The 25,821-nt window shown below is 72.5% G+C and carries 26 protein-coding genes; 10 read left to right on the top strand and 16 right to left on the bottom strand.

Features of this window, described 5'->3' with window-relative positions; genetic code table 11:
- Positions 1-1,068, bottom strand: a complete 1,068-nt coding sequence (locus ABZ738_RS13765; RefSeq protein ID WP_357213120.1) for a hypothetical protein — start codon at positions 1,066-1,068, stop codon at positions 1-3.
- 192 nt (positions 1,069-1,260) lie between these two features.
- On the opposite strand from ABZ738_RS13765, the gene ABZ738_RS13760 reads away from it, so the two are divergent.
- The 5 genes from ABZ738_RS13760 (at position 1,261) to ABZ738_RS13740 (ending at position 7,012) form a co-directional block, all read left to right on the top strand.
- Positions 1,261-1,620, top strand: a complete 360-nt coding sequence (locus tag ABZ738_RS13760) for a YraN family protein (protein ID WP_131057206.1) — start codon at positions 1,261-1,263, stop codon at positions 1,618-1,620.
- Positions 1,621-1,849: 229 nt separating this feature from the next.
- Entirely contained in the window at positions 1,850-3,367 is a 1,518-nt protein-coding gene (locus tag ABZ738_RS13755) for a YifB family Mg chelatase-like AAA ATPase (protein ID WP_357213116.1), read from the top strand.
- Complete coding sequence (gene dprA / locus ABZ738_RS13750) at positions 3,364-4,545, top strand: DNA-processing protein DprA (protein WP_357213114.1); 1,182 nt, start codon at positions 3,364-3,366, stop codon at positions 4,543-4,545. Before ABZ738_RS13755 ends, dprA begins: the two co-directional genes overlap by 4 nt.
- Positions 4,546-4,571: 26 nt before the next feature.
- Positions 4,572-5,786, top strand: a complete 1,215-nt coding sequence (locus tag ABZ738_RS13745; protein WP_357213111.1) for a tyrosine recombinase XerC — start codon at positions 4,572-4,574, stop codon at positions 5,784-5,786.
- A gap of 44 nt (positions 5,787-5,830) precedes the next feature.
- A complete protein-coding gene (locus ABZ738_RS13740) occupies positions 5,831-7,012 on the top strand; it encodes an aminotransferase class V-fold PLP-dependent enzyme (RefSeq protein WP_357213108.1) in 1,182 nt (393 codons plus the stop codon).
- On the opposite strand, the gene ABZ738_RS13735 is transcribed toward ABZ738_RS13740, so the two are convergent.
- On the bottom strand, positions 6,900-7,649 hold the full coding sequence (locus ABZ738_RS13735; RefSeq protein ID WP_357213324.1) for a M23 family metallopeptidase: 750 nt from the start codon (positions 7,647-7,649) through the stop codon (positions 6,900-6,902). The genes ABZ738_RS13740 and ABZ738_RS13735 overlap by 113 nt on opposite strands.
- Before the next feature lie 469 nt (positions 7,650-8,118).
- On the opposite strand from ABZ738_RS13735, the gene ABZ738_RS13730 reads away from it, so the two are divergent.
- Positions 8,119-8,772, top strand: a complete 654-nt coding sequence (locus tag ABZ738_RS13730) for a class I SAM-dependent methyltransferase (RefSeq protein WP_131052212.1) — start codon at positions 8,119-8,121, stop codon at positions 8,770-8,772.
- 69 nt (positions 8,773-8,841) lie between these two features.
- On the opposite strand, the gene ABZ738_RS13725 is transcribed toward ABZ738_RS13730, so the two are convergent.
- The 13 genes from ABZ738_RS13725 to ABZ738_RS13665 all read right to left on the bottom strand — a co-directional run bounded on the left by ABZ738_RS13725 (position 8,842) and on the right by ABZ738_RS13665 (position 18,325).
- A complete protein-coding gene (locus ABZ738_RS13725) occupies positions 8,842-9,165 on the bottom strand; it encodes a DUF2469 domain-containing protein (RefSeq protein WP_007075222.1) in 324 nt (107 codons plus the stop codon).
- Complete coding sequence (locus ABZ738_RS13720; RefSeq protein ID WP_131052213.1) at positions 9,162-9,974, bottom strand: ribonuclease HII; 813 nt, start codon at positions 9,972-9,974, stop codon at positions 9,162-9,164. Before ABZ738_RS13720 ends, ABZ738_RS13725 begins: the two co-directional genes overlap by 4 nt.
- Positions 9,968-10,456, bottom strand: a complete 489-nt coding sequence (locus tag ABZ738_RS13715; RefSeq protein ID WP_176092969.1) for an NUDIX domain-containing protein — start codon at positions 10,454-10,456, stop codon at positions 9,968-9,970. Before ABZ738_RS13715 ends, ABZ738_RS13720 begins: the two co-directional genes overlap by 7 nt.
- A 61-nt stretch (positions 10,457-10,517) precedes the next feature.
- Entirely contained in the window at positions 10,518-11,153 is a 636-nt protein-coding gene (lepB, locus tag ABZ738_RS13710; protein WP_131052215.1) for a signal peptidase I, read from the bottom strand.
- A complete protein-coding gene (gene lepB, locus ABZ738_RS13705) occupies positions 11,150-12,034 on the bottom strand; it encodes a signal peptidase I (RefSeq protein WP_357213102.1) in 885 nt (294 codons plus the stop codon). Before lepB (ABZ738_RS13705) ends, lepB (ABZ738_RS13710) begins: the two co-directional genes overlap by 4 nt.
- Before the next feature lie 183 nt (positions 12,035-12,217).
- Positions 12,218-12,574: a 50S ribosomal protein L19 gene (gene rplS / locus ABZ738_RS13700; RefSeq protein ID WP_131052231.1), complete on the bottom strand. Its 357-nt coding sequence runs from the start codon at positions 12,572-12,574 to the stop codon at positions 12,218-12,220.
- A 143-nt stretch (positions 12,575-12,717) separates the two neighbouring features.
- Positions 12,718-13,491, bottom strand: coding sequence for a tRNA (guanosine(37)-N1)-methyltransferase TrmD (gene trmD / locus ABZ738_RS13695; RefSeq protein WP_176092968.1), 774 nt, complete (start codon positions 13,489-13,491; stop codon positions 12,718-12,720).
- A 17-nt stretch (positions 13,492-13,508) separates the two neighbouring features.
- Complete coding sequence (gene rimM / locus ABZ738_RS13690; protein ID WP_357213321.1) at positions 13,509-14,072, bottom strand: ribosome maturation factor RimM; 564 nt, start codon at positions 14,070-14,072, stop codon at positions 13,509-13,511.
- A 2-nt stretch (positions 14,073-14,074) separates the two neighbouring features.
- Positions 14,075-14,308, bottom strand: a complete 234-nt coding sequence (locus ABZ738_RS13685; RefSeq protein WP_013732101.1) for an RNA-binding protein — start codon at positions 14,306-14,308, stop codon at positions 14,075-14,077.
- A 1-nt stretch (position 14,309) separates the two neighbouring features.
- Positions 14,310-14,774 carry a 30S ribosomal protein S16 gene (rpsP, locus tag ABZ738_RS13680; protein ID WP_131052219.1) on the bottom strand — a complete coding sequence of 155 codons (465 nt, stop codon included), beginning with the start codon at positions 14,772-14,774 and terminating at the stop codon, positions 14,310-14,312.
- Positions 14,775-15,028: 254 nt separating this feature from the next.
- Complete coding sequence (locus ABZ738_RS13675) at positions 15,029-15,676, bottom strand: DUF402 domain-containing protein (RefSeq protein WP_131052220.1); 648 nt, start codon at positions 15,674-15,676, stop codon at positions 15,029-15,031.
- A 16-nt stretch (positions 15,677-15,692) separates the two neighbouring features.
- Complete coding sequence (gene proS, locus ABZ738_RS13670) at positions 15,693-17,099, bottom strand: proline--tRNA ligase (protein ID WP_131052221.1); 1,407 nt, start codon at positions 17,097-17,099, stop codon at positions 15,693-15,695.
- Positions 17,100-17,245: 146 nt separating this feature from the next.
- Positions 17,246-18,325 (bottom strand): amidohydrolase family protein, encoded by a 1,080-nt coding sequence (locus ABZ738_RS13665; RefSeq protein ID WP_131052222.1) that lies wholly within the window; start codon positions 18,323-18,325, stop codon positions 17,246-17,248.
- A 256-nt stretch (positions 18,326-18,581) separates the two neighbouring features.
- Here ABZ738_RS13665 and ABZ738_RS13660 point away from each other — a divergent pair, with 256 nt between their 5' ends.
- From ABZ738_RS13660 to ABZ738_RS13645, 4 genes are all read left to right on the top strand, one after another.
- The gene (locus tag ABZ738_RS13660; RefSeq protein ID WP_131052223.1) at positions 18,582-18,908 is read left to right on the top strand and encodes a hypothetical protein; all 327 of its coding nucleotides are present in this window, start codon (positions 18,582-18,584) and stop codon (positions 18,906-18,908) included.
- Between the two features lie 270 nt (positions 18,909-19,178).
- Positions 19,179-21,083, top strand: coding sequence for an NB-ARC domain-containing protein (locus tag ABZ738_RS13655; protein ID WP_357213093.1), 1,905 nt, complete (start codon positions 19,179-19,181; stop codon positions 21,081-21,083).
- A complete protein-coding gene (locus tag ABZ738_RS13650) occupies positions 21,080-22,861 on the top strand; it encodes a hypothetical protein (RefSeq protein ID WP_357213090.1) in 1,782 nt (593 codons plus the stop codon). The genes ABZ738_RS13655 and ABZ738_RS13650 overlap by 4 nt, the downstream gene beginning before the upstream one ends.
- Positions 22,851-24,209 (top strand): hypothetical protein, encoded by a 1,359-nt coding sequence (locus tag ABZ738_RS13645; RefSeq protein WP_357213087.1) that lies wholly within the window; start codon positions 22,851-22,853, stop codon positions 24,207-24,209. Before ABZ738_RS13650 ends, ABZ738_RS13645 begins: the two co-directional genes overlap by 11 nt.
- Here ABZ738_RS13645 and ffh read toward each other — a convergent pair.
- Positions 24,178-25,722, bottom strand: coding sequence for a signal recognition particle protein (ffh, locus tag ABZ738_RS13640; RefSeq protein ID WP_357213084.1), 1,545 nt, complete (start codon positions 25,720-25,722; stop codon positions 24,178-24,180). The genes ABZ738_RS13645 and ffh overlap by 32 nt on opposite strands.
- Between the last annotated feature and the right edge of the window lie 99 nt (positions 25,723-25,821).

The raw sequence follows: 25,821 nt of genomic DNA, 5'->3' as shown, positions 1-25,821 counted from the left end.
TCAGCCGGCGGCCAGCGCGGCGGTGAGGAAGAGCGCCAGGCCGACGGTCAGGTACGCGGTGGGCGGGCGAAGCCAGCCTCGTGCCCCGTCGGTCAGCGAGAAGCCGCTGGTCCGCAGCCCGTACAGGCCGGCGGCGAAGATCGGCAGGCCGATCATCAGGAACGTGCCGGTCAGCACGTCGGCGGCGGAGACCGGATCCGCGGTGACGCCGTGCAGCAGCACCAGCAGCGCGGGCACCTCGAAGATCGCGACCAGCACGGCGAACAGCACCGCGAGCACCGGACGACGCGACCGGTAGACACCGTCACCGGCCGGAACCCCCGGCTGCGTCGCCAGCGCCTGGTAGCCGGCAGTGGCGGCGTCGACCGGGTACGCGGACCCCGCCCCGCCGGCCGGGAAGCCGGTACCCGCAGCGCCGACCTGCACGCCGGCACCCACGGCGCCGGCCTGGTGTACGGCACTCGTGCCGGCCTGGTGTGCGCCCACGCCGGCCGCCGGGTGCTCGGTGTCGCTTGCCGGATAGGGGTGCTCGGCGCCCGGCAGGTCCGTCCGGGGTGCCACGGGCGGCATCGCCCCGGTCGGCATCTCCAACGGGTTCGCCGTCTCCACCGACCGCTTGGCCTCGACGATCGGGTACCCGCCCAGCGGGGCCGGCCGGATCGGGTCGGTCACCGGCAACGCTCCGCCGGAGGTCGGCGTCGCCTCCCGGGCGGCCCGGCGACCGGGACGGTCGGACGGCAGTTCACCGGAGATCTCCGGGTCGCCGGAAGCGTCCGGTCGCCGGAAGCGCGACGCCCGGTAGCGCTCCGTCTCTGCCGGGGCGTCACCGAGCGGATCCGGGGTGCCGAAGCGTCGCGGTGTGCCGTACCGGTCGTCGTCGTCCACCCGCTGCTCGGGAACGGCCAGGGGGTCGTCGTCGCGGTACCGCGCCTCCGAGGTACTGCGCCAGTCCGGTTCACCGTAGCCACGGTCCCGTTCACCCGGATACCAGGGCGACTCCTGGTCATCGGAAAAGCTGCGTCGTCCGTCCACGTCGGCACCGTATGCGACCGGCCGGACGTACGCCATTCCGATCCCGCGCCTGGCCACAGGCCATGCGCCAATTCGACCAGGTACGCAGAGTAACGGCCGGATTCGTGGATTAGCGCACGCCTAGCACACGAAAGGCATGATCGTCTGGTCGTCCACAGCCCTCGCGGTTGTCCACAGGTCGCCTCGACGGGGTCGCCTCGGCACGGCGTACGGGCGCAGGGTGCCGGCATGACCAAGCGGAACCAGGCGGTCGGCGGCTACGGGGAGCGGTGCGCCGTCCGCCACCTGATCGAGACGGGCCTAAGGCCGGTGGAGCGGAACTGGCGCTGCCCCTCCGGAGAGATCGACATCATCGCCTGGGACGGGCCGGTGCTCGCCTTCTGCGAGGTGAAGACGCGTCGCACCACACGCTTCGGCACGCCCGCCGAGGCGGTGGTGGCGCGCAAGGCACGCCGCCTGCGCCGGCTCGCCGCCGCCTGGCTCGCGAGCACCGGCACCACCGCCGACGAGATCCGCTTCGACGTCCTCTCGGTCCTGCTGCCCGCAGCCGGCCGGGCCCGCGTCGAACACCTCAAGGGCGCCTTCTGATGCCCCGCCACGGCAGACGCGGTGCGACGTCGTCCCGCCTCGGCAGACGTGGTGCGATGTCCTCCCGCCACGGCAGACGTGGTGCGACGTCGTCGCCGACCGGTGGTGGGGTTCACCCGACCGGCCCCCAGGTGCGTCCGACCGGCCGTGCGGTACCGCGACCGACCGCCGGTCAGGTACGCCCACCGGGCGGGTTCGTGGTGCCACGCGAGTGCGCGGTGGGTCGGCGATGAGCTACGCCCGGGTGCTCTGCGTCGGCCTGGTCGGAGTGGAGGGGCACCTGGTGGAGGTGGAGGCGGACCTCGCGCCGGGCCTGCCCGGAGTGGTCATCTCCGGTCTGCCCGACACGGCGCTGCACGAGGCACGCGACCGGGTCCGCGCGGCGGTGGTGAACTCCGGCCAGCGGTGGCCTAACCGACGGATCACCCTCAACCTGCTGCCGGCCACGCTGCCCAAGTTCGGTTCGGCGTTCGACCTGGCGATCGCGGTGGCGCTGCTCGGCGGTTCGGGCGAACTGCCGCTGCTGCCGCTGGACGGCGTGGCGATCCTCGGCGAGCTGGGTCTCGACGGCGCGGTGCGCCCGGTCCGGGGCGTCCTGCCGATGGTGGCCGCGGCGGCCCGGGCCGGCGTCGACCGGGTGATCGTGCCGGCGGGCAACGCGGCCGAGGCCGCCGTGGTGCCCGGCCTGCGGGTGCGAGGCGTGGACAGCCTGCACCGGCTGGTCTGCTTCGTCCGCGACGGCCGACCACTGATCGAACCGCCGGTCGACGACGCACCGGAGGTGATCACCGGCCCGGACCTCGCCGACGTCGCCGGGCAGGGGCTCGGCCGGCGGGCTTTGGAGGTCGCCGCCGCCGGTGGACACCACCTGGCGTTGATCGGGCCACCCGGCGCCGGCAAGACCATGCTGGCCGAACGCCTGCCGTCGATCCTGCCGACGCTGGACGACGGTGCCGCGCTGGAGGTGACCGCGCTGCACTCGGTCGCGGGTCTGCTGCCGGCCGGCGGCCGACTGATCCGCCGGCCGCCGTTCCAGGCCCCGCATCACACCGCCACCGTGCCCTCCATCGTCGGGGGCGGCGCGGGACTCGCCCGGCCGGGTGCGATCTCCCTCGCGCACCGTGGAGTGCTCTTCCTCGACGAGGCGCCGGAGTTCAGCAAGCCGGCGTTGGAGGCGCTGCGCCAGCCGTTGGAGCACGGTCGGGTGCTGCTGACCCGCAGTCGGGGCGGTGCCGAGTACCCGGCCCGGGCCCAACTGGTGCTGGCCGCCAATCCGTGCCCGTGTGCGAACCCGGCGGGCGACGACCGGTGCGAGTGCGCCCCCGCCGCTCGTCGCCGCTACCTCGCCCGGCTCTCCGGTCCGCTGCTCGACCGGATCGACCTCCAGGTCCGCCTGCCACCGATGCGGGCGGCCGAGCTGATGGAACCCGCCGCGCACGAGTCCTCGGCGGTGGTGGCCGCGCGGGTCGACGCCGCACGGCAGGCAGCGGCCGAACGGTGGACGGCGCTGGGGCGCCGGCTCAACTCCGAGATACCCGGGCCGAACCTGCGCCGGGCACCGTGGCGGCTGCCCTACCCGGTCACCGCCGACCTGCGGACCCGTCTGGACTCCGGGTCGCTGTCCGCTCGCGGCTTCGACCGGGTCATCCGGCTCGCCTGGACGATCGCCGACCTGGACGGGCGGGCCCAGCCGGACAAGAAGGACATCGCCGAGGCCATCACACTGAGGACGGGAGAGGGTACGTGAGCACGCACGAGGAGTCGCGGCTGGCACGGGTGGCGCTGACCTGGCTGGCCGAGCCGGGCACCCGTTCGGTGTACGGGCTGGTCGACGAGATCGGGCCGGTTGCCGCACTGGAGTTGCTGCTGGACGGCGGGGCACCGCAGGAGGACCTGCGCGACGGTGTGGCCGCGCGGACCCGGGTCGGTGATCCCCGGGCGGTCGCCGCCGAGGCACTGCGCCGCACCGACCGGCTCGGTGCCCGCCTCGTCACGCCCGACGACGACGAGTGGCCGATGACCGTCGAGCAGTTGCGGCACCTCCGACTGGAACTGCCCGGCAAGCAACGTCGGGTCGACATCGAGACGGCGCCGCCGCTCTGCTTCTGGGTACGCGGCGCGTGGCGGTTGGACGAGACGCTGGACCGGTCGGTGGCGGTGGTGGGGGCGCGGGCGGCCACGCCGTACGGCCTGCACGTCGCCACGGACATCGCCTACGGGTTGGCCGACCGGGAGTGGACGGTCGTCTCCGGCGGTGCGTTCGGCATCGACGCCGCCGCGCACCGTGGTGCCCTGAACGCCGGTGGGTCGACCGTCGCGGTGCTCGCGTGCGGGGTGGACCGGCCGTACCCGCTGGGCAACACCGCGTTGTTCGACCGGATCGCCGAGACCGGCCTGCTGGTCAGCGAGTGGCCACCGGGCGCCGAGCCCTTGCGTCCTCGCTTCCTCATCCGTAACCGGGTCATCGCGGCGGCCACCAGAGGCACCGTTCTGGTGGAGGCGGCGGCGCGCAGCGGTGCGACCCAGACCACCCGACGCGCGCTCGCCCTGAACAGGCCCGCGATGGTGGTGCCCGGTCCGGTCACCTCCGCGATGTCGGTCGGCGCGCACGAGATCCTGCGGGAACAACCGGCGGCACGGCTGGTGACCGGATTGGCGCAGGTGTTGGAGGAGGTGGGTCCGATCGGTGAGCTGGCGCCGGTGCCGCGCGGTCCGGAACGCCCCGCCGACCTGCTCGACGAGGACGCGAGGTCGATCCTGGAATCGCTGCCCCGACGCGGCACCGTCGGGGTGGACGACCTCGCCGCGAGGGCCGGCCTGGCCGTCCGCACGGTGCTGCGCACCCTGCCGATGCTGGAGGAACTGTCCCTCGTGGTGCGGCGCAGGGACGGGTTCGCCCTGGCTGACCCAGCTGGTCGCGGGTGACGCCAGCCCGCCGTAGGCTGGCAGCCGTGCGGGGTACGGGTGGACAGGGCCGGGACGTCCGCGGCACCCGGGCGGTGCACGCGGCGCTGCCGGGGCCGTTGCGCGACGCGGTGGACGACTTCGCCCGCCACCTCGCCTCGGTCCGCAACCGGTCGACGCACACGGTCAGGGCCTACGTCGCGGATCTGGTGTCCCTGATGGAGCACGCCCGACGGATGGGCTGCACCCAGGTCGCCGAGTTGACCCTCGACACGGTACGCAGCTGGCTTGCCCGGCAACGCACGACGGGCGCGGCCCGCACCTCGATGGCCCGGCGTGCGGCAGCGGCGCGGACCTTCAGTGCCTGGGCGCACCGGGAGGGGCTGTTGCCCACCGACGTGGCCGCCACCCTGGCCAGTCCTCGCCCACGACGGACCCTGCCCACGGTGCTCCGCGCCGACCAGGCCGCCCAACTCGTGGAGGCCCCGACCCGCGTCACCACGCCGAACACGGGCACCGCCGCCAACACAGGCACCGCCTCCGAGACAGGCACCGCCACCGGCACCGCCCCGAACGCAGGCGCCGCCGCCAACACGGGCAGCGCGCCGGACACCGCCGCCGCCCCGGACACCGCCGCCGCGCCGAACACAGAGAGCGCGCCGGGCACAGGCATCGTGCCGGGGGCCGCCGGCACCGACCGGACGGGCCGGGGAGACAGCGCCCTCGATGGTCCGGGCGAACCGGACCGGGACGCCGAGGCGGTACGGCTGCGGGACCGGGTGCTGCTCGAACTGCTCTACGGCACAGGGGTACGGGTCAGCGAGGCGTGCGGGCTCGACGTGGCCGACGTCGACCACGGCCGACGCGTGATCCGGGTCCACGGCAAGGGGGGACGGGAACGGACCGTGCCGTACGGGCTGCCCGCCCAGCGGGCCCTCGACGACTGGCTGCGGCGCGGACGGACCGTGCTGGCGGTCCCGGGATCCCGCGACGCGCTCCTGCTCGGCGACCGCGGCGGTCGGCTGAACCCGACGACCGCCCGCCGGATCGTCGCCGGGTACGCCGAGGCCGCCGACCTGCCCCGGACGAGCCCGCACGCGCTGCGCCACTCCGCCGCCACCCACCTGCTGGAAGGTGGTGCGGACCTGCGAGCGGTGCAGGAGTTGCTGGGACACTCGTCGCTGGCCAGCACCCAGGTCTACACCCATGTCTCGGTGGAGCGGCTGCGCGCCGCGTACCGGCAGGCACATCCCCGCGCCTGAGCGGAGCAGGCCGGGCGACGCCGATCAGCGGTTACGATCATCGGGTGAGCGTCCCGCCGCCGCCCGAGCCGATCGCGGGCGCCCGTCTGCTCTTCTCCCTCGATCCGGCGACCAGTCACCTCAACCACGGTTCGTTCGGGGCGGTGCCGATCGTCGCGCAGCGGGCCCAGCAGCGGTTGCGCGACGAGATGGAGTCGGACCCGCTGCGCTTCTTCGTGCAGGGGCTGACCGACCGGATCGCGCACACCCGCCGCCACCTGGCCACCTTTCTCGGCGCGGACCCGGACGGCACCGCCCTGATCCCGAACGCCACCACCGGCGTGGCGGTGGTGCTCCAGTCGCTCGGGCTGCGCGAGGGCGACGAGGTAGTCACCACCGACCACGGCTACGGCGCGGTCACGCTGTCGGTGCAGCGGGAGTGCCGCCGGACCGGGATGACCCACCGCGTGTTGCGGGTGCCGTTGACCGCCACCGACGAGGAGATCCTGCAGGTCGTCCGGTCCGGGCTGCGTCCGGGGCGTACCCGGCTGCTGGTGGTGGACCAGGTCACCTCGGCCACGGCCCGACTGTTCCCGGTCGCCGCGATCGTCGGGCTCGCCCGGGAGCAGGGCGTACCCGTGCTGGTCGACGCCGCGCACGCGCCGGGCATGCTGGCCGCGTCGGTGCAGGGCATCGGCGCCGACTTCTGGGTCGGCAACCTGCACAAGTGGGGGTACGCGCCGCGCGGCACCGCGGTGCTCGTGGTGTCACCGGCCTGGCGGGACCGGATCGAGCCGCTGGTGGTCTCCTGGGAGCAGGAGTCCGGCTTCCCGGGCCGGTTGGAGTGGCAGGGGACGGCGGACTACACCGCGTGGCTCAGTGCACCCGCCGGGCTGTACGCACTGCGCAGCCTCGGTGTGGACCGGGTACGCGCGCACAACGCCGCACTGGCCGCGTACGGGCAACGGGTGGTCGGGGACGCGCTCGCGGTGCCGCCCGCCGGACTGCTCGACCCCGGCGGACCGACCGTCGCCATGCGGATCGTCCCGTTGCCGGCGGGCCTCGCCACGAACCTCGACGCGGCGCGGGCGTTGCAGGCCCGGATCGCCGAGCGGCTCGCCACCCAGGTAGCGGTCATGACCTTCGGCGGACGGGGATTGTTGCGGCTCTGCGGGCAGGTGTACAACTCGCCGGACGAGTACGAGCGGCTCGCCGTCCGGCTGCCCACCCTGCTCGCCCAACGCTGACCGCATCGGGCCGCGAGGTCGCGGCGGGTGGTTCCGGATCGAGCGGCAGCAGGCGGGATCGCCCGAGACCGAGCAGGGCCAGCGGATCGAGATAGTCGTCCCCCCGACGCAGGCCCCAGTGCAGGCACGCCGCCTCCGGGCAGCCGGCGTGCCCCGGCAGCAGGGTGCCCAGCGCGGTTCCCGCCGCCACCGACGTGCCGACCGTGACGTCCGGCGAGACCGGCTCGTAGGTGGTGCGCAGGCCGTCCGGGTGCACCACCGAAATGACCGGACGTCCGGCGACCACGCCGGCGAACAGGACCGTGCCGGTGCCGGCGGCCCGGATCGTCGCACCGGCCGGGGCGAGCAGGTCGACCCCGCGATGGCCGGGCAGCCACGGTCGGGGCGGCGGATCGAAGCGACGCACCGGATGCGGCCGACCGTCGACCGGCCACCTGAACCGTGCGGCCTCCGCCGGCCGTTCCGGAGCAGCCGGCACCGGTGCGACCGTGAGCGGTGCGACCGTGAGCGGCGCAGCCGGAAGCATCTCAGCCGAGAGCAGCTCAGCCGGAAGCGGCGCGACGGGAGGCAGGGCAGCCACCTGCGCCGCCCGCACCGCAGAGCCGCGCGGCCTGGCCGCGACCGCCGGCGACGCCAGGAGCGGCAGCAGCGCGACGCACCCGGCGAGCAGAACGGCCGGGACCGTCCGCCTGCCACCGCTGGGGGCCGCCGAGAGCGGACGAGTCGCACCGGCGGGCCGTACGACGAGACTCCGGCAGGCGAGAAGACGCACAGTGACGGTCGATGGCGCGCGGACGGCAAGAAATGGCACAACCTCGCCATCCCGAGCCGATCCGCCCCCGCCCGAAACAGACACCATCGAGCCGGCCCAGTCAGACACAGGCCGCGCAGACACACGCCGCGTCGAAGCGGGAGGAACAAATCTGATCAACGACCGGAGGGACATGCCGCGATCCTGACCGGACGGACCGCTACCCGCCGCCCCACACCCGTCGCCTGTGGACAGCGGAGCCTCTTGTGGACAGGCCGCGCCGGAGAAGTTGATCTGCTATGGCCCGGCCTGCGGCGGGGCCCCGGGCGTCGACAGACGACCTAGGCTCGACCTGGTGACGCGTGATTGGTACGCCTGGCACGACCAGTACGCCGACCCGGCCTCACCGCTGTCCCGGCGGGTGGCGGAGGTGCGTACCCGCGTCGGCGCGGCGCTGGACGAGGCACGGCCCGGACGCCTTCGGGCTGTCAGTCTCTGCGCCGGTCAGGGACGCGACGTGATCCCGGTGCTGGCGGCGCACCCGCGCGGCGCCGACGTGACGGCACGGTTGGTGGAACTCGATCCGCGCAACGTCGAGGTGGCGCGGGCGGCGGTGGCGCGGGCCGGGCTCTCCGGGGTCGAGGTGGTGCGGGGTGACGCGGCACGCACCGACGCGTACGCGGGGATGGTCCCGGCCGACCTGGTGCTGGCCTGCGGCGTCTTCGGCAACATCACCGAGTCGGACGTCCGGTCCACGGTGGGCCACTGTGCGTCGCTCTGCGCCACCGGCGGCACGGTCTTCTGGACGCGGCACCGGCGAGCACCGGATCTGGTGCCGGCCATCTGCGACTGGTTCGCCGAGGAGGGCTTCGCCCCGGTGGCGGTCAGCTCGCCGGCGCACGGGGTGGGGGTGGGCACGCACCGGTTCCTCGGAACTCCCCGACCGCTGCCGAGCGGGGTGACGATGTTCGAGTTCACCGGGCGGCCGACCGGGGACGTCGACCGCTGACCGGACACGGTGGACGGATCGCGGCGGTGGGGGCCACCGGCGATGCCCGTCCGGGCGGCGACGGACGGATCAGCCGCCGAAGCCGGAGTCGGCGGGGAGGGAGATGTCCGGCTTCTCCAGCTCCTCGACGTTGACGTCCTTGAACGTCATGACGCGGACGTTCTTCACGAACCGGGCCGGACGATACATGTCCCACACCCACGCGTCGTGCATCTCGACCTCGAAGTAGACCTCGCCGTCGGAGTTACGCACGTGCAGGTCGACCTGGTTCGCCAGGTAGAACCGGCGCTCGGTCTCCACCACGTAGGAGAACTGACGGACGATGTCGCGGTACTCCCGGTAGAGCTGGAGCTCCATCTCGGTCTCGTACTTCTCGAGATCTTCCGCGCTCATCGCACTCCGCCTTCCATGACCACATCTTCCCCCACCGACGCCGGAGGCCGAGGCTGCTCGCCCAACGCCACGCCGACGGTACCCCCTACGGCGGCTGAGCGCTCCATCGGCTCGTCCGGGCTTGCACCCATCGGTCGCCGGGAGCGTGGCGGCCGACCGTCCCGCCCCGAGACGGCGGCCACGTTGACATACGAGAACCGGTGCTGGAGGCACGGCCCACGGTCGCGCAACGCCGCGCTGTGCTCCGCGGTGACGTACCCCTTGTGCTCGGCGAATCCGTAGCCGGGATGCACCGCGTCCAGCTCCACCATGATCCGGTCCCGGGTGACCTTGGCGAGCACGCTCGCCGCCGCCACGCAGGCGGCCACCCGGTCGCCCTTCCACACGGCCAGCCCGGGCACGCCCAGCCCGTCCACGCCGAACCCGTCGGTCAGCACGTACTCCGGGCGTACCGTCAGCGAGGCGAGCGCCCGACGCATGGCGGCCAGGTTGCACACGTGCAGCCCCCGGGCGTCGACCTCCTCGGCCGGGACGACCACCACCGCGTACGCCAGGGCACGCGCGACGACCTCGTCGTACACCCGCTCCCGACTGGCCGCGGTGAGCAGCTTGGAGTCGGCCAGTCCGTCGATCTCGCCGCGTCGCCCCTCGGGCAGGATCGCGGCGGCGGCCACCAGCGGCCCGGCGCAGGCTCCCCGACCGGCCTCGTCGGCACCGGCGACGTGCCGGAAGCCCCGTCGTTGCAGGGCGCGTTCCAGCGCGTAGAGACCGGCGTCGCGGCGCACCACGGTGCGGGGCGGGGTCAGCATGGCGCACCCGAGGTCCGGGGCGAGCCGGGGGCGAGCACCCGGGCCAGCAGCTGCGGCAGGTCCTGCGGGTAGTACCGCTCGTCGGTGTCGGCCAACTCCGCCGCCGACCACCACCGGTGGCCGTCCACGCTGCCCCGCTCGATCTCGTTGAAGCCCGCGGAGTCGACCTCGTGCGCCGCCACCCGCACGAGGAAGAACTGCTGCTCCTGCCGATACCACACCCCGTCGAAGGGGAACTCGATCAGATCGGCGTGCACCGGCTCGCCGATCTCGGCCACGGACAGCCGCAATCCGGTCTCCTCGGCCAGCTCACGGGCGGCACCCTCGGCGTACGTCTCCCCGGGGTCGAGCCCACCGCCGGCGGTGAACCACCAGCGTCCGTGCTCCGGTCGGGCCGGATCGACGCCACGGAAGAGCAGCAACCTGCCCTCCGCGTCGACCAGGAGCACGCGGGCAGCGCGCCTCGGGGTATAGACCGTCACGGCAATAGCCTGCCAGACCCCGCCGACAACTCCCACGCCACCCGTTGCCGGGCACCCGGGGTCAGGGTTGCGGGATCGACTCGAACTGCTCGGGCACGGTCAGCAGGGTGGCCCGATCGACCGGCCAGAAGATCGTGAAGGCCCGACCCACCACGTCCTGCTCGGGGATGGTGGCCGTGTCGATGTTCTGCCCGGACTGCTGGTAGTGCTCCAGCGAGTCGCCGGAGGCGGACCGGTGGTCGCCCATCACCCAGAGCCGGCCCGGCGGCACCTGGACGTCGAACTCCTGGTCCGCTGGCTTGTCGCGCCGTCCGTCGAAGGAGAAGATGTACGGCTCGTCCAGCGGCGTGCCGTTGATCGTCAGCCGGTCCTGGTCGTCGCAGCAGACGATCCGGTCGCCGCCGACGCCGATCACGCGCTTGATGAAGTCCTCCCCCGCCGGGTTGCCACTCCACTCGACCGGCGCCTTGAAGACGATGACCTCGCCCCGGTGCGGTGACCGGAAGTTGTACACCAGCTTGTTGACCAGCACCCGATCGTCGATCTTGAGAGTGTTCTCCATCGACGGCGAGGGGATGAAGAAGGTCTGCAGTACGAAGGCACGCACCAGTACCGCGACCACGATCGCCACCCCCAGAAGGATGGGCAGTTCCTTCCAGAACGAATGGCGCGACTTGTCGGTCTGCTCGTCAATCACGGAAGGAGCCTACGTTGCCGGGTCGAGGACCACCGTCCGGAACGCGCGAGAACGGTCAGCGTGGCCGCGATGGGGAGGATCAGGACGACGTCTCCCACCGGTGCGGGTCGGACCGGCGGCGCGGCGCCGTCGGCACCGGCGGCCGGAGCGACACCGGCGAACGTCTCCGGGATCGGCAGCGAGTGCCAGCGGTTCGACGGCCAGACCACCGCGAACGCCCGCCCCACCACGTTGTCGATCGGCACCGGGCCCTGGCAGCGCGCGTCCTGCGAGACCAGGCGGTGGTCACCCAGCACGAATATCTGCCCCGGTGGTACGACGATCTCCTCGAACCGCCGGGAGCGGCACTCCTCCGGGTTCGGCGGCAGGTCCAGCGGCGAGTCCCGCAGCACGTACGCCGACTCGTCCAGCGGGGTGCCGTTGACGAGTACCCGACCCTGGTCGTCGCAGCAGCTCACCCGGTCGCCGGGTAGCCCGATGACGCGCTTGATGAAGTCCTTCTCGCCGGGTCGGCCGTCGCCGACCAGGTCACCGATGGTGCGGCCGAGCTTGTCGGCGAAGCTGGTGGGCGGCTGCGGGTCGACCTGCGGCACCCACTGCTCGGTGCCACGGAAGACGACCACCTCGCCGCGTTCCGGGTCGCGCATGGTGTAGACGACCTTGTTGACCAGCACCCGGTCGTTGACCAGCAGCGTGTCCTCCATCGACCCGGAGGGGATGAAGAAGGCCTGGAGCAGGAAGGTGCGGATCAGCACCGCGAGGCAGAACGCGACGACGAGCAGCAGCGGCAGCTCCTGCCAGAGTGGCATCTGCGGTTTGCTGCGCCGGGTGCGTCGTCGCCACGGATCGACCGCGCCGCTGTCGTCAAGCGTCTGTACCACGCCCACTCCCCGGTCCGCAGAAACGACTACCGCCCGGAAGTCTCATCGAGACCTCCCGGGCGGCAGTGGGGTTCATCCGCCTGTCCGGCGGATCACCGGCCCGCTGCGCCCGTACCGACCAGGGTAGTGCGGTCTGGCCGGTACGGCATACGCGCAGTTCGGGCGGCGTGGCGTAGCGCGATGTCAGCTGGGCTGCTTCTCGCGCAGCTCCTTGATCTTGGCCTTCTTGCCCCGCAGCTCGCGCAGGTAGTAGAGCTTGGCGCGGCGGACGTCACCACGGGTCACGACCTCGATCCGGTCGATCGCCGGGCTGTTGACCGGGTAGGTCCGCTCGACACCCACACCGAAGCTGAGCTTGCGGACGGTGAACGTCTCGCGCAGCCCGTCGCCCTGGCGGCGGATGACGACGCCCTGGAAGATCTGGACCCGGGACCGGTTGCCCTCGACGACTCGGGCGTGCACCTTGACGGTGTCACCGCCACGGAAGTCGGGCAGGTCGGTGCGCTTCGACTGGGCGTCAAGGGCGTCCAGGATGTTCATCGTGTAGTCCTCGTGAGGCTCACGGCGCACCGTCACTCGGCGCGCGGATGGGTGATACTGATCTCCGGTGGTGGCCGGCCGGAACCGACCCCGGTCGGGGATCCTCGCAGCCGTTCACGGCGTGGGCGACTGCGGCAACCCCCCTACTTTGCCACATCCGCCCCGGGCACCTGAAATCCGGCCCGGTCCAGCGCCGCGACGTCCCGCTTGTCGAGGCTGCTCGGGTCGATCGCGGCGAGCATGTCCGGACGACGCCGACCGGTCCGTGTCAGCGCCTCGTCCCGACGCCACCGGGCGATCCGGCCGTGGTCGCCGGAGCGGAGGACCGCTGGCACCTCCAGATCGCGCCAGGTCGCCGGCTTGGTGTACATCGGCGCCTCCAGCAACCCGTGCGCGTGCGACTCGTCGTCGAGCGAGCCGGCGTTGCCGAGGACGCCGGGCAGCAGGCGGGTCACCGCCTCCAGGATCACCAGCACCGCGACCTCGCCGCCGAAGAGCACGTAGTCGCCGAGGCTGACCTCGGTCACCGGCATCCGGGTCGCGGCGTGGTCGAGCACCCGCTGGTCGATGCCCTCGTACCGGCCGCAGGCGAACAGCAGGCGCGGCTCGGCGGCCAGTTCGTGCGCCAGCGCCTGGGTGAACGGCACACCGGCCGGGGAGGGCACCAGGAGGCGGGGCGGGGCTGCCTCCGGTGGGGCCAGCGCGTCCAGGGCCGCGCCCCACGGCTCGGGCCGCATCACCATGCCGGGACCGCCGCCGTACGGGGTGTCGTCGACGGTGCGGTGCACGTCGTGCGTCCAGGTCCGCAGGTCGTGTACGGCCAGCCGGAGCGTGCCGTGGGACCGGGCCCGGCCGACCAGGGACAGGTCCAGCGGGGCGAAGTACTCCGGGAAGATCGACACGATGTCGACGCGCATCAGGGGTACTCCCGGATCTACAGGTCGAGCAGGCCGCCGGGCGGGTCGACCACCACACGACCTCCGGCGAGATCGACCTCGGGGACGATCTCCTTGACGAACGGGATCAGCGCGGTGCCCCCCTCGGGGCGGCGCAGCACCAGCAGGTCGGAGGCGGGAGCGTGGTCGATCCGGGCCACCTCGCCGAGGTGCTCGCCGTCGGTGGTGACCACGGCCAGACCCACCAGTTGGTGGTCGAGGAACTCCTCCGGGTCCTCCGGCGGGGCGACGCCGGCGCTGTCCACCGCGATCAGGGTGCCGCGCAACACCTCCGCGACGTCGCGGTCCAGCACCCCTTCGAAGGCGACGAGCATCCGCCCCTGGTGCCAACGGGCCGACTCCACGGTCAGCTCGTCGGGCACCTCGAAGGGCACCCCGGGATCGGCAGGCGCAGCGCCTCGCCCGTTCGCGGCCTTCGCCCCCGCCATGGTGGTCAACACCATGCCGGGGGCGAACCGCGTCTCGGGCTCGTCCGTCCGCACCTCCACGGTGACCTCACCGCGGATGCCGTGCGGCTTGCCGATCCTGCCGACGATGAGCAGCATCAGTACGAGTCGACGATGTCGACGCGCACGCCGCGCCCACCGATGGAGCCGATCACCTGGCGCAGCGCCTTGGCGGTCCGGCCGGACCGCCCGATCACGGTGCCCAGGTCCTCGGGGTGCACGCGGACTTCGAGCCGCTTGCCCCGACGGGAGTCGACCATCCGGACGCGCACGTCATCGGGGTGGTCGACGATGCCCTTGACCAGGTGCTCCAACGCCGGCCGCAGCGCCATGTCAGGCCTGCTCGCCGGACTCGGCGGCGGCGGGCTCCTCGGCCTTCGGCGCGTCGGCCTTCGGGGCCTCGGCCTCGGCGGCCTTGGCGGCCTTCTTCGCCGGCTTGGCCGGCGTCTCGGCCAGGCCGGCGGCGGCCTTCGCCTCGGCCTCGTACGCCGCCTTACGGTCGGCCCGCTCGGCGGCGACCTTCAGCGGCGGCGGGGCCGGCAGGCCCTTGTACTTCTGCCAGTCACCGGTCAGCTCCAGCAGCCGCTGCACCGCCTCGCTCGGCTGGGCGCCGACGGACAGCCAGTACTGGACCCGCTCCGACTTGACCTCGATCACCGAAGGGTCTTCCTTCGGCTGGTAGATCCCGACGAACTCGATCGCCCGGCCGTCGCGCTTGGTGCGCGAGTCGGCGACGACGATGCGGTACTGCGGGTTGCGGATCTTGCCCATCCGCAGGAGCCGGATCTTTACGGCCACGGTTGTTTCGCTCCTGTTGCGATATCACCGGCCCGGTATGGGCGGTGTGCATGGGTGAACGCCGACCGGCACAGTGGGGTTGGGCCGGAGACCGCTCGGGTGGACTGGCGACGCGCCCGGGTTAGAGGGCGCCGGACACGCGCCGGATACCAGCCAGCCATTCTGCCAGATCGGTCCAGGATCCCTCACACCGGACCTGCCTCCGTCACCGACCATCATCCGAACGTGACCGGGAACACATCCGGCCGGCGGGGTCAGCGGACCGGCGGACGGTCCCATCCGGGCGGCAACTCCGGCGGGACGGTCCACTCCCGCGGCGGGACGAAGTCGCACCAGACGCCGTCGAACGGGAACTCGCCCGCCTCGGCGGTCCGGATGGCCCGCTTGCCCTCGGCCCGGACCGCCGCCTCGTCCGACACCCAGTAGTGATCCGGGAAGGCGAGCCGCTCGGTGAACTCGTCCTCGTCCTTCCACTGCCAGCTCCGGTCGGGACGCACCACCACGTCGAGGTCCTGGTCCACGATGTCGACGCCGGCCAGGTCGCCGTCGTCCCAGCGGACCCCGGGCTCCTCCAGGTTGACGTACCAGTGGGCGAAGCACCCCTGCGCGTCCTGGAACCACCACACCGAGTGGGCGGCACCCGTCGGCAGGAACTTCAGCAGCGGCGGTCCCATCCACCGGCCGGTCGCCAGCCGGTACGTCGAGACGACCCACTCGGCGAACGGGACGCCCCGCATGCCCACGCCGGCCTCGGTCACCTCGCCGGCCACCGCCGTGTCCCGGGCCAGCCAGAGGAGCAGGCCCCGCTCATCGTCGCTGACAACGCGCATCGGGCGCACCCAACCGATCCGGCCTCGCCGGACGTTGCGGTGCACGATCAGGCGGCCCGGTGCGAACCTCACTGTGGTGTCCGGCGCCTCAGTACGCGCGGGCCAGGATGGCGAGCAGGTCGGGCTCGTCCTCGGTGTCCGGCACCGACCCGTCGGCACGGACCAGACAGCGGACCGTCACGCCCTGCCCGTTGGCCTTCGCCTCGCCCTCCACACCGACCGCCGACCACGGCACCCGGGCCCAACCGGTGCCCGCCGCCTCCAGCGCCTCGTCCAGCGTCGCCACGTCGACCGTGCGCGACTGGCGGAAGGCCAGCGCCTGGTCGTGCAGGGCCTGCTGGTCGGCATCCAGAGCGGCGAGTACGGCACCGACCACGTCGGCCACCGCCGTGGGTGCCTTCGACCCGTCGGTGCGCCGCACCACGACCGCGTTCCCGGCGGCCAGGTCGCGGGGACCGACCTCGACGCGTACCGGATAGCCACGCAGCTCGGCGTCGACGGCCCGGCGGCCGAACGGCGTGTCGGTCCGGTCGTCGAGCGTCACCCGGACACCGGCGTCACGCAGGGCGTCGCGGAGCTTGGCCGCCGCCGCACCCACGCCGTCGCCGTCCTTGACCACCATCACGTACGCCTGGACCGGCGCCAGCCTCGGCGGCACCCGCAGCCCGTTGTCGTCGCCGTGGCACATGATCAGACCGCCGAGCATCCGGGTGGAGGTGCCCCAGGAGGTGGTCCAGGCGTGTTCCCGGCCGCCCTCGGCGGAGGAGTAGCTGATGTCGAACGCCTTGGCGAAGTTCTGCCCGAGCTCGTGGCTGGTGCCGAGCTGGAGCGCCTTGCCGTCGCCCATCATGCCTTCGCAGGTGTACGTGGCGGTCGCCCCGGCGAATCGCTCACGGGCCGTCTTGAGCCCGACCACGACCGGGATGCCGAGCACGTTCACCATCAGGTCCTCGTACGCCTCGTGCAGGATCTTGCGGGCGTACGCGCGGGCGTCGGCGCGGGTGGCGTGCGCGGTGTGCCCCTCCTGCCAGAGGAACTCGCTGGTCCGCAGGAAGACCCGGGGCCGCAACTCCCACCGGACCACGTTGGCCCACTGGTTGAGCAGCAGCGGCAGGTCCCGGTACGAGTCGATCCACTTGGCCATGAACTCGCCGATGACCGTCTCGCTGGTGGGCCGGACCACGACCGGCTCGGCCAACTGCTTGCCACCACCGTGGGTGACCACCGCCAGCTCCGGCGAGAAGCCCTCGACGTGCTCGGCCTCACGCTTGAGGTAGCTCTCCGGGATGAACAGCGGGAAGTATGCGTTCTCCGCCCCGGCCGCCTTGATCCGGTCGTCCATCTCGGCCTGCATCCGCTCCCAGATGGCATAGCCGGCCGGTCGGATCACCATGGTCCCCCGCACCGGCCCGTTGTCGGCCAGCTTCGCCTTTGCGATGAGGTCCTGGTACCAGCGGGGAAAATCCTCCGCCCGGGGAGTCAGCACACGCGCCATGACCGCACATCCTATGCGCCCCTCCCGTCCCCTCCCCGGCTCCCACCCCACCACCCCGAGTTGATCAAGAAGTTCGGGTCGCCGTCGGGCGCGGAACCTGGCCCGAACTTCTTGATCAACCGCGACCCGACCGGGTGGTCGGAGGGTCAGCGGAGGACGGCGCCGCGGAGGACTAGGCGGGTGGGGGTGCGCAGGGCGTTCAGGTCCCGGCGGGGGTCCTCGGCATAGACGGAGAGGTCGGCGAGGCCGCCCTCGACGAGGCCGGGGAAGCCCAACCAGGCACGGGCACCCCAGGAGGCGGCGGCGAGCACGTCCGTGCGGGACATGCCGGCCTGCTCGTGCAGCAGCAGCATCTCCTCGACGGCGAGGCCGTGGTCGATGCCACCGCCCGCGTCGGTGCCCACGTAGATCGGCACCCCCGCCTCGTACGCGGCGCGCACCACCTGCGGAAAGCGGTCGCGCAGGGCGATCATGTGGTCGGCGTACCCGGGGAACTTGGGTCGGGCCTGGTCGGCGATGCCGCCGAAGGTGCGAATGTTGATCATGGTGGGGATCAGCGCGGTGCCCTGCCGGGCCATCAGGTCGATCAGGTCGAGGCTCAGCCCGGTGCCGTGCTCCACCGAGTCCACCCCGGCCCGCACCATGATCTCCACGGCCGACTCGCTGAAGGTGTGCACGGCGGCGCGTACCCCGGCGGCGTGCGCGGCGGTCACCGCGGCGGTCATCGTCTCCGCGTCCCAGGCCGGCGCCAGGTCGCCGACGCCCCGGTCGATCCAGTCGCCGACCAGCTTGACCCAGCCGTTCCCGGCGGCGGCCTGCGTCGCCACGGCGGCGGTCACCTCGGCCGCGTCGACCTCCATCCCGATGTCCCGCAGGTACCGCCTGGGCGGCGCGACGTGCCGGCCGGCGCGGGCCAGTCTCGGCAGGTCGGGCTCGTCCTCCAGCTCCGGGTACGGGAAGGGCGAACCGGCGTCCCGGATCGCGAGGACACCGGCGTCCCGGTCGGTACGGGCCAACGCGCGGGCGTGGTCGAGCGAGGCGATCGGCGTACCGCCCCGGGCGATGCCGATGTGGCAGTGCGCGTCGACCAGCCCCGGCAGCACGAAGCCGCCGTCGACCACCGTCTCGGCGCCGGGCACCGGGTCGAAGGTGACCCGGTCGCCGACCAGCCACAGGTCGCGCACCTCGTCGTCGGGCAGGAGCACACCACGCACGTGCAGAGCCATGTGACAGTCCTACCCGATCATCGGGTCCCCGCGGCCGTCAGGGCAGGTGGAGAGCCTGTGCGACGGTCCTGCCGCCCCGCCGGGGGACGACGGACATTGCCCGACGACCCGTGTACGGGACACATCGGATCACATTACGGGAAATTGTTTCTCCCGACCGGGGATCGGCACGGGCGAGGCTTTCTTGTGGTCACGTCGATAGGTAATCTTTGCCTCGCCGCATGACGGCCGTTCCTCGACCATAGGAGCCGCGAAAATGATCGAGGCCATCGTTTCCGCCGCACTACTCAAGATCGCCGAAGGGTCCGGAGGAGCGATCGTCGACGCCATTCGTCAGCGATTCCTCCGCCGGAACGAGCCGGAAGAGGTCGTCGGGGCCCTGGACCGGACGGCACACCGGGTTCCCTCCGACGAGGACACCGCGCGACTGGTCGAGGTGCTCTCGGCGTACGCGGCCGAGGATCCACGGCTGCTGGAGGCGCTCCGGCAGGTGTCGGTGTCGACCGGCGCGGTCAACTCGGTCACCTCCAGCACAGTGGGCAAGCTCGTCCAGGCGCAGAACGTCGGCGACGTCACCATGTGATCAGCGGGCCGAGCCGGAAGCCTCCCGATCGCCGCCAGGAATCCGTCTGCCGGAAAGGGCGAAGGTATGGTCCCCGCCGACGAGAACACGCCACGCAACGTCGCCAAGGAACTCACCGCCAACCAGGTGCTGCAGGTGGGTACGTCGGGGGCGATCTACGTCCAGCAAACACGGTCGACGATGTGGTCGGCGGAAATTCCACGCATGCTTCCCGGTGGAATCGGAAGAATCGTCGGCCGCCATCATCTCCTCCAGGCAATGGACGAGGCCATGAGCGAACCCGGATCACGGTCCTGCATGCTCTGGGGACTGGCCGGCTCGGGAAAGACCACCCTGGCCCTGGCCTGGGCGAGTTCGCGCATCGACAACTACCCCGACGGTCAGTTCTTCGTCGACATGCGGGCGTACTCCGGCACGCCACCGGTCGAGTCCCGGGACGCGGTGCGCACGTTCCTGGCCACGCTCGGGATCACCCGGGGCGACCTGCCGGACAACGAGGACGAGTGGGGCAACGTGTTCCGGTCCGCCACCGCCGGTCGGCGGTGCCTCGTCATCGTCGACAACGTGGGCTCCTACGACCAGGTGCGTGACCTCGTGCCCGGGTACGGGTCGGGGCTGGTGGTCACCAGCCGCCGCGCCGTCCCGGAGATGAGCGTCCGGCACGAGGCCAAGGTGCTCAAGCTCCCGCTGCTGACCACGGACGAGGGCGTCGAACTCCTCGCCGAACGGGTCGGGTTCGTCCGGGTCGAACGGGGCGACAGCAGCGCCCGACGCATCGTCGAACTCCTGGAGGGACACCCGTTGGCGCTCGCCATCGTCTCGGCCAAGCTCGCCATCCACAGCAGCTGGACGGTACGCGACGCGATGCTGGGCATCGAGTCGGACCGCAACCCGCTGCGCTTCCTCGACGGGGCCGGGCTGGGCATCGAGGTGGGAAAGGTGATCTCCTGGTCGGTCGAGGACCTGGACGCACCGGCCAGGCGCGTGCTCTACGTCGCCTCGATGCTGCCGAGCACCGACTGCTCGCTCTCGATGCTCTCGCTGATCCTGGACCTGCCCCGGCGCGACTGCGACCGTCTGCTCCAGTCCCTCTGCCTGGCCTCCCTGGTCGACGAGATCGGGGTGGGGCGGTACCGCATGCACGACATCATCAAGGCGTACCTGACCGAGACGCGCGCCCGGGTGATGAGCGACGAGGAGCAGCAGGCGTACGCCCGCCGGATCCGCGTCGTCCACCTGGCGCTCAGCCACGCCGCCGACCGGGCCATCGACCCCAACCGGCATCCGTCGCCGCTGGACCGGGAGACGGCCGACCTCGCCGACGCCGCCCGCTTCGACGTGACCGAGGCCCTCGCCTGGTTCGAGGCGCTGACACCGTCGTTGACCTTCCTCGTCGAGGAGGCGACGGCCGAGGGGGACTTCGCGTTCGTCACCCGGTTCGCCCGGGCGGTGAACACGTTCCTGTACTGGCGGCAGGACGTGACCCGGACGCTCGCCCTCCAGGAGGCGGCGGTCGCCGCGTCGGTCGCCGGGGACCCGGCGATGGAGGCGTTGTCCCGCCGGGCGCTCGGCCGGGCCCTCGCCGACGTCGGACGGTTGGAGGCCGCGAAGGCGGAGCTGCGCGCCTCGATGGCACTGGACGCCGCGCAGCGTGACGACAGCGGGGTGGCCTCCGCCCAGCACGCCATGGCCGAGCTCACGCTGCGCTCCGGCGAGTACGCCGAGGCGCTGCGGTGGGGCCTGCGGGCGGCCCGCGAGTCGCGCCGGACGGCCAAGCCGGTACGCGAGGCGCGTGGCCTGTACGACGCCGCCCGCGCCCTCACCGAGCTGGGTCACCACTCCTGGGCGCGCGACCTCGGGGTACGCAGCCTGTCGATCTGCGAGGACGCCCAGAACGCCTACGGTCGGGCCCTGGCCCTGCGCCTGCTCGGGGACGTGGGTCTGCGCACCGGTGACCTGGCACAGGCGTGCACCTGGCTGGAACGGGCGTGGCGGGTGGAGGACTCACTCGGCAACGTCCGGTCGGTGCGGACGATCCTGGCGCAGTTGGAGAGCGCCTACGCCGACCTGGGTGACGAGAGCGCCGGCGACGAGGTCCGACGGGCCCTGGCACGCCTGGAACGCCATCCCGACCTGACCCGGTCGACGCTCACGGTCGGGACGGTCGCGCCGTGAACACCCGGCACGCGCCCCTCGTCTCCGTCGACGAGCTGGCGCGTCCGCAGGCGTACCGCCAACTGCGCCGACCGGAGGCCGCCGAGGCCTTCCGGCGTGACGTCGAGGCGCTCGTCGGGCAGGCGTGTCGGGGCGAGGAGGACGGCGCACGCCTCGCCTCGGCGTTCGTCGCCCTCGGGCGCGACCTCGCCGGTGAGGGCGCGCTCAGCTTCGCCGGGCTGCTCTCCACGCCCCGCTTCGCGGCGGCCCGCGCGGCGTACGACGCGGAGATGGGCACCAGGGGCAGCCGGGGCACCCTGCACAACTACCTGAACGCGAGCCACTCCCGCCGACTGCTCGACGATCCGCACTTCCGGGAGACGTTCGCCCACCCGCTCCTGGTCGCGCTCGTCGCCCATGCCCTCGGTGGGCCGGTGGGGATCGTGGACCTGCGGGCCAAGGACACCCTGCCGCTCGACGTGGTCGCCCGGGACAACACCCTGCACATCGACAACAACCCGTTCATGGACGAGTTCAAGGTGATCGTGACCTGGACGCTGGGCACCGAGCGTGGCCCCGCCGGGCAGGGACTCACCTACCTGCCCCGGACGAACCGGCTGTTCCGGCAGTGCGCCGTCGACGCGGACGGCGACGTGTCGAGCGACGAGGACAGTTGCATCTTCCCGTCCCGGGCCCGGGTCGACGAGGCGCTGGCCGCCCAGGCCCGCTTCTTCGACGACCGGCAGCCACGCGTCGTGCACCTGGAGAACCTGGCCGCCCCCTGTCACACGATCTTCGCGGCGAGTCGGGTGGTCCATCACCGCTACCGGACCTCCACCGGTGCGCCGCGCAGCGCGATCATGGCGTCCTTCCACCGGGTCGACGACGGAACCGGCCGGCTCGGCGTGCCGGACCTGGCCGGCTCGGACCTCGATCGGTTCCTGCTGGGGGGAGCCGCCGGGCCGAGCTTCCTGGACGCCCTCGGGGGCGAGGTCGCCCGCATCGTCGACGCGTTGCGACTGTCACTCGCCCGCCCCGACCTCGTGGTCGACACCGACCGCCGGCTCCTGACGGGTGCGGCACTGCGTACCTGGTACGACCGCCAGAGCGCGGGCGTCACGCTGAACCGGCTGCGCGAGGCCGACCTGGCCGGCGAGGACGAAGGGTCCGCCGACGAGCGCCTGGTCCGGCGGATGCGGTACGACCTCCAGGGCCCGCTCAACATGCCGTTGTACGCGGACATGCGCGAGGAGGTCCGCAAACGCGCCCGGATCGTCATCCGGGAGATGGCACCGGAGCAGATCCTCGACTGCCTGACGCGGTTGCGGACCGACTGGCTCCGGCAGGGCGCACCCGCACCCCTGCCGGGATCGACCGACGACACGGTGGCGGAGCTGTGCCGCTGTCTCGGCGTCCTCGAAGCGGCCATGCCGCGTGCCGCGCGGTCCGGCCGGGTGCACCCGGCCTGGGGACCGACCGACGGGCGCCGGGTGGCCGACTCGCTGCACCGCTTCGTCCTGGACCTCGAACGCACCGCGCGTCGGGTCGACGATCCGGACTCGCTGGTCACCGCCGGTGCCTTCGGCGCGCTCGCCGCCGCACTCGCCGGTGACCTGCTCGTGCTCGACGACGACGCGCGTCAGGCCACGGCACGGCTGTTCACGCTGTACGCGGGTCTGGTGGCGCCGGAGTTCGCGGATTCCGCCGGACCGCCGGACCAACACGTCGACGCGGCCGGACCAGCGGATCGGGACGCCGACGCGGCCGGACGGGCGGATCGGCACGTCGATGCGGGCTGACCGGCGGCGGCTCGACGGCTACCTGCGGCACGTCAACGAGGAGATGCAGACCGCCAAACTGGCCTCCGAGGTGTGGCTTCGCAGCGCACCGGGTCACCTGGTCGCCGAGAACGACCGCTTCGTCCGGTCGCTCGTCCGCGGCGCACTGGCCCGAGGCGACCCGGGTCCGGATCCTCTCGATCCGTTCCTCGACGACCCGGCGGCGCTGCGGGAGCACTACTGGCAGCGGGTCACCCGGGCCAAGCCGACGGCGGTGCACTTCGGGGCGGCGGACCATGACGAGCTGGACGCCTACTTCACCGTGTCCGCCGAGCGCAGCACCTCGGCCGCGACAGCGCGGGCCCGCGACACGATCGCGGCCGACTCCCCCGCCGGCCACCTGTTCCGGAGCATCAACCGGCTGACCGGCTCGGGAACGTCGCCGGCCGAGTCGTGCCGGCAGGTGCTGGACCTGCTCTCGACACACTGGCGGGATCTCGTCGCGCAGTGCCCGGCCGGCCCCGGGGGCGTACGCCCCGAGGTCGGCACCGTCCTGGCGGCGTTCCACGAGGCCCTCGTCTCCGGCCGCCTCGGGCGCCGTCCGCCGCAGCCCGTACCCGACGCTCCGCCACCTGCCGAGTCGGCCGACGCCCGCCTCACCGACGCCGAGGCCCGGGAACTGGCGCGTCTCTACCTGCTCGGGCGGCTCTGCTTCTCGGACGGGGAACTGCGCCTGGCACAGCGGCTGGCCCGCCTCCCCCGCCTCCAGTACGCGCTGCTCGCCACGCATCTGCGTCTCGTCGCCGAGTCGTCGGCGACGGCAGCCCGACTCGCCGCGGACTGGGGTACGACGCGTGTCCTGCTGCCCTTCACCGAGGCGTACGTCAACCGGACCGGCTACCGGTCGCCGGTGATCGACCTGTCGCCCAACCCGAAGCTCGTCACCGTGCTGTGCCACAACGTCCTGCCCGCCGTGGCGGGTGAGCTCGTCGGGCGGCAGGCGGACGAGCACGCGCTGGACTCCGGGGTGCTGGCCGCCGGGGTCGAGGCGGCGATCCGGCGCGGCGTCTTCAGCATCACCGTCGGCCTGTTCCACCAGGCCGACCCGCCGGACACGGTGCGGCTCTCCGGCTTCAGCCGGCGCGTCTGCCCCGCTGCCACGCCGTTCGCGCGGCACTGCCAGCGGTGGCTGCCGTTCTACTTCGACCGGTGGCCGGGTGCCTCGCCCCGGCCGGGCCAACCGCCGGACGCGACCAGGTCCGGATCCGGGTCCAGGTCCGGCATCCCCGGCCGGTCCACGGCAGGTCGGGGACCCACCGAGGACCGTGCCGCAGGACCTACGGCTTGTCCCGCTTACCCAGCTTGTTGAAGTCGATCTTCGGCAGCTTGAAGCCCGGCGGCAGGCCCTGGCCGCCGGCCAGGTCGTCCGGGTTCATCCCCGGCGGGAGCTGCGGCATGCCGCCCGGGAAGCCACCCGGCATCCCGGCGCCGGTGCGCGGCCGGTTGCCGCCCTTGGTGCCCTTGCGCTTGTTCTTCGGGCTCTTGGTCGCCTTGCGTCGGCCGCCGCCGGGCAGGCCCATCATGCCGCCCATCTGCTTCATCATCTTCTGCGCGTCGGTGAAGCGGTTGAGCAGCTGGTTGACGTCCATCACGGTGACGCCGGAACCGTTGGCGATCCGGGCCCGCCGGGAGCCGTTGATGATCTTCGGGTTGGTGCGCTCGGCCGGGGTCATCGAGCGGATGATCGCGGTGATCCGGTCGAAGTGCTTGTCGTCCAGCTCGGCGAGCTGGTCCTTGACCTGCCCCATGCCCGGCATCATGGCCAGCACGTTGGCGATCGGCCCCATCCGGCGTACCGCGATGAGCTGGTCGAGGAAGTCCTCCAGGGTGAACTGCTCACCGCCCATCAGCTTGGCGGTCATCTTCTCCTTCTGATCGGTGTCGAAGGCCGCCTCGGCCTGCTCGATCAGAGTGAGGACGTCGCCCATGCCGAGGATCCGGCTGGCCATCCGGTCGGGGTGGAAGACGTCGAAGTCCTCCAGCTTCTCGCCGGTGGAGGCGAAGAGGATCGGCTGCCCGGTCACCTCGCGGACCGACAGCGCGGCACCGCCGCGCGCGTCGCCGTCGAGCTTGGACAGCACCACGCCGGTGATGCCGACGCCGTCGCGGAACGCCTCGGCGGTCCGCACCGCGTCCTGACCGACCATCGCGTCGATGACGAAGATGACCTCGTCCGGCTCGACCGCGTCCCGGATGTTCGCGGCCTGCTGCATCATCTCCGCGTCGATACCGAGCCGACCGGCGGTGTCGACGATCACCACGTCCCGCGCCGACCGCCGGGCGTGCTCGATGGAGGCCTTCGCCACCTGCACCGGGTCACCGACGCCGTTGCCGGGCTCCGGGGCGTACACCTCGACACCGGCCCGGCCACCGAGCACCTGGAGCTGCCCGACGGCGTTGGGGCGCTGGAGGTCGGCGGCGACCAGCAGCGGCTGGTGCCCCTGGGTCCGCAGCCAGCGGGCCAGCTTGCCGGCGAGGGTGGTCTTACCGGAGCCCTGGAGGCCGGCGAGCATGATCACCGTCGGCGGCTGCTTGGCGAACTGGAGCCGACGCCCCTCACCACCGAGGACCGCGACCAGTTCCTCGTTGACGATCTTGATGACCTGCTGCGCCGGGTTGAGCGCCTGGGAGACCTCCGCCCCCCGGGCCCGCTCCTTGATGTTCGCGATGAAGCCCTTGACCACCGGCAGGGCGACGTCGGCCTCCAGCATCGCGAGACGGATCTCGCGTGCCGTGGCGTCGATGTCGGCGTCGGTGAGGCGTCCCTTGCCCCGGAGCTTGGTGAAGATCCCGGAGAGGCGGTCACTCAAGGTGTCAAACACACGAACATCCCGTTTGTCAGTGTTCCGGCGAGCACGAGTGGGGCCGAACGAGCGCTCCGACCACCGTTAGCGTATCCGGCCACCGGAACCCCCGCTCCA

This window comes from Micromonospora sp. NPDC047793 (assembly GCF_040642635.1).
Lineage (GTDB): Bacteria > Actinomycetota > Actinomycetes > Mycobacteriales > Micromonosporaceae > Micromonospora.
This window is presented reverse-complemented; position numbering and strand designations above follow the sequence as displayed.

Excerpts from the sequence above, each read along its gene's own strand:
- ABZ738_RS13765 (WP_357213120.1), bottom strand. The coding sequence starts at position 1,068 with ATGGCGTACGTCCGGCCGGTCGCATACGGTGCCGACGTGGACGGACGA.
- ABZ738_RS13760 (WP_131057206.1), top strand. The coding sequence starts at position 1,261 with ATGACCAAGCGGAACCAGGCGGTCGGCGGCTACGGGGAGCGGTGCGCC.
- ABZ738_RS13755 (WP_357213116.1), top strand. The coding sequence starts at position 1,850 with ATGAGCTACGCCCGGGTGCTCTGCGTCGGCCTGGTCGGAGTGGAGGGG.
- ABZ738_RS13725 (WP_007075222.1), bottom strand. The coding sequence starts at position 9,165 with ATGAGCGCGGAAGATCTCGAGAAGTACGAGACCGAGATGGAGCTCCAG.
- ABZ738_RS13720 (WP_131052213.1), bottom strand. The coding sequence starts at position 9,974 with ATGCTGACCCCGCCCCGCACCGTGGTGCGCCGCGACGCCGGTCTCTAC.
- rplS (WP_131052231.1), bottom strand. The coding sequence starts at position 12,574 with ATGAACATCCTGGACGCCCTTGACGCCCAGTCGAAGCGCACCGACCTG.
- trmD (WP_176092968.1), bottom strand. The coding sequence starts at position 13,491 with ATGCGCGTCGACATCGTGTCGATCTTCCCGGAGTACTTCGCCCCGCTG.
- ABZ738_RS13685 (WP_013732101.1), bottom strand. The coding sequence starts at position 14,308 with ATGGCGCTGCGGCCGGCGTTGGAGCACCTGGTCAAGGGCATCGTCGAC.
- proS (WP_131052221.1), bottom strand. The coding sequence starts at position 17,099 with ATGGCGCGTGTGCTGACTCCCCGGGCGGAGGATTTTCCCCGCTGGTAC.
- ABZ738_RS13665 (WP_131052222.1), bottom strand. The coding sequence starts at position 18,325 with ATGGCTCTGCACGTGCGTGGTGTGCTCCTGCCCGACGACGAGGTGCGC.
- ABZ738_RS13660 (WP_131052223.1), top strand. The coding sequence starts at position 18,582 with ATGATCGAGGCCATCGTTTCCGCCGCACTACTCAAGATCGCCGAAGGG.
- ABZ738_RS13655 (WP_357213093.1), top strand. The coding sequence starts at position 19,179 with ATGAGCGAACCCGGATCACGGTCCTGCATGCTCTGGGGACTGGCCGGC.
- ABZ738_RS13645 (WP_357213087.1), top strand. The coding sequence starts at position 22,851 with ATGCGGGCTGACCGGCGGCGGCTCGACGGCTACCTGCGGCACGTCAAC.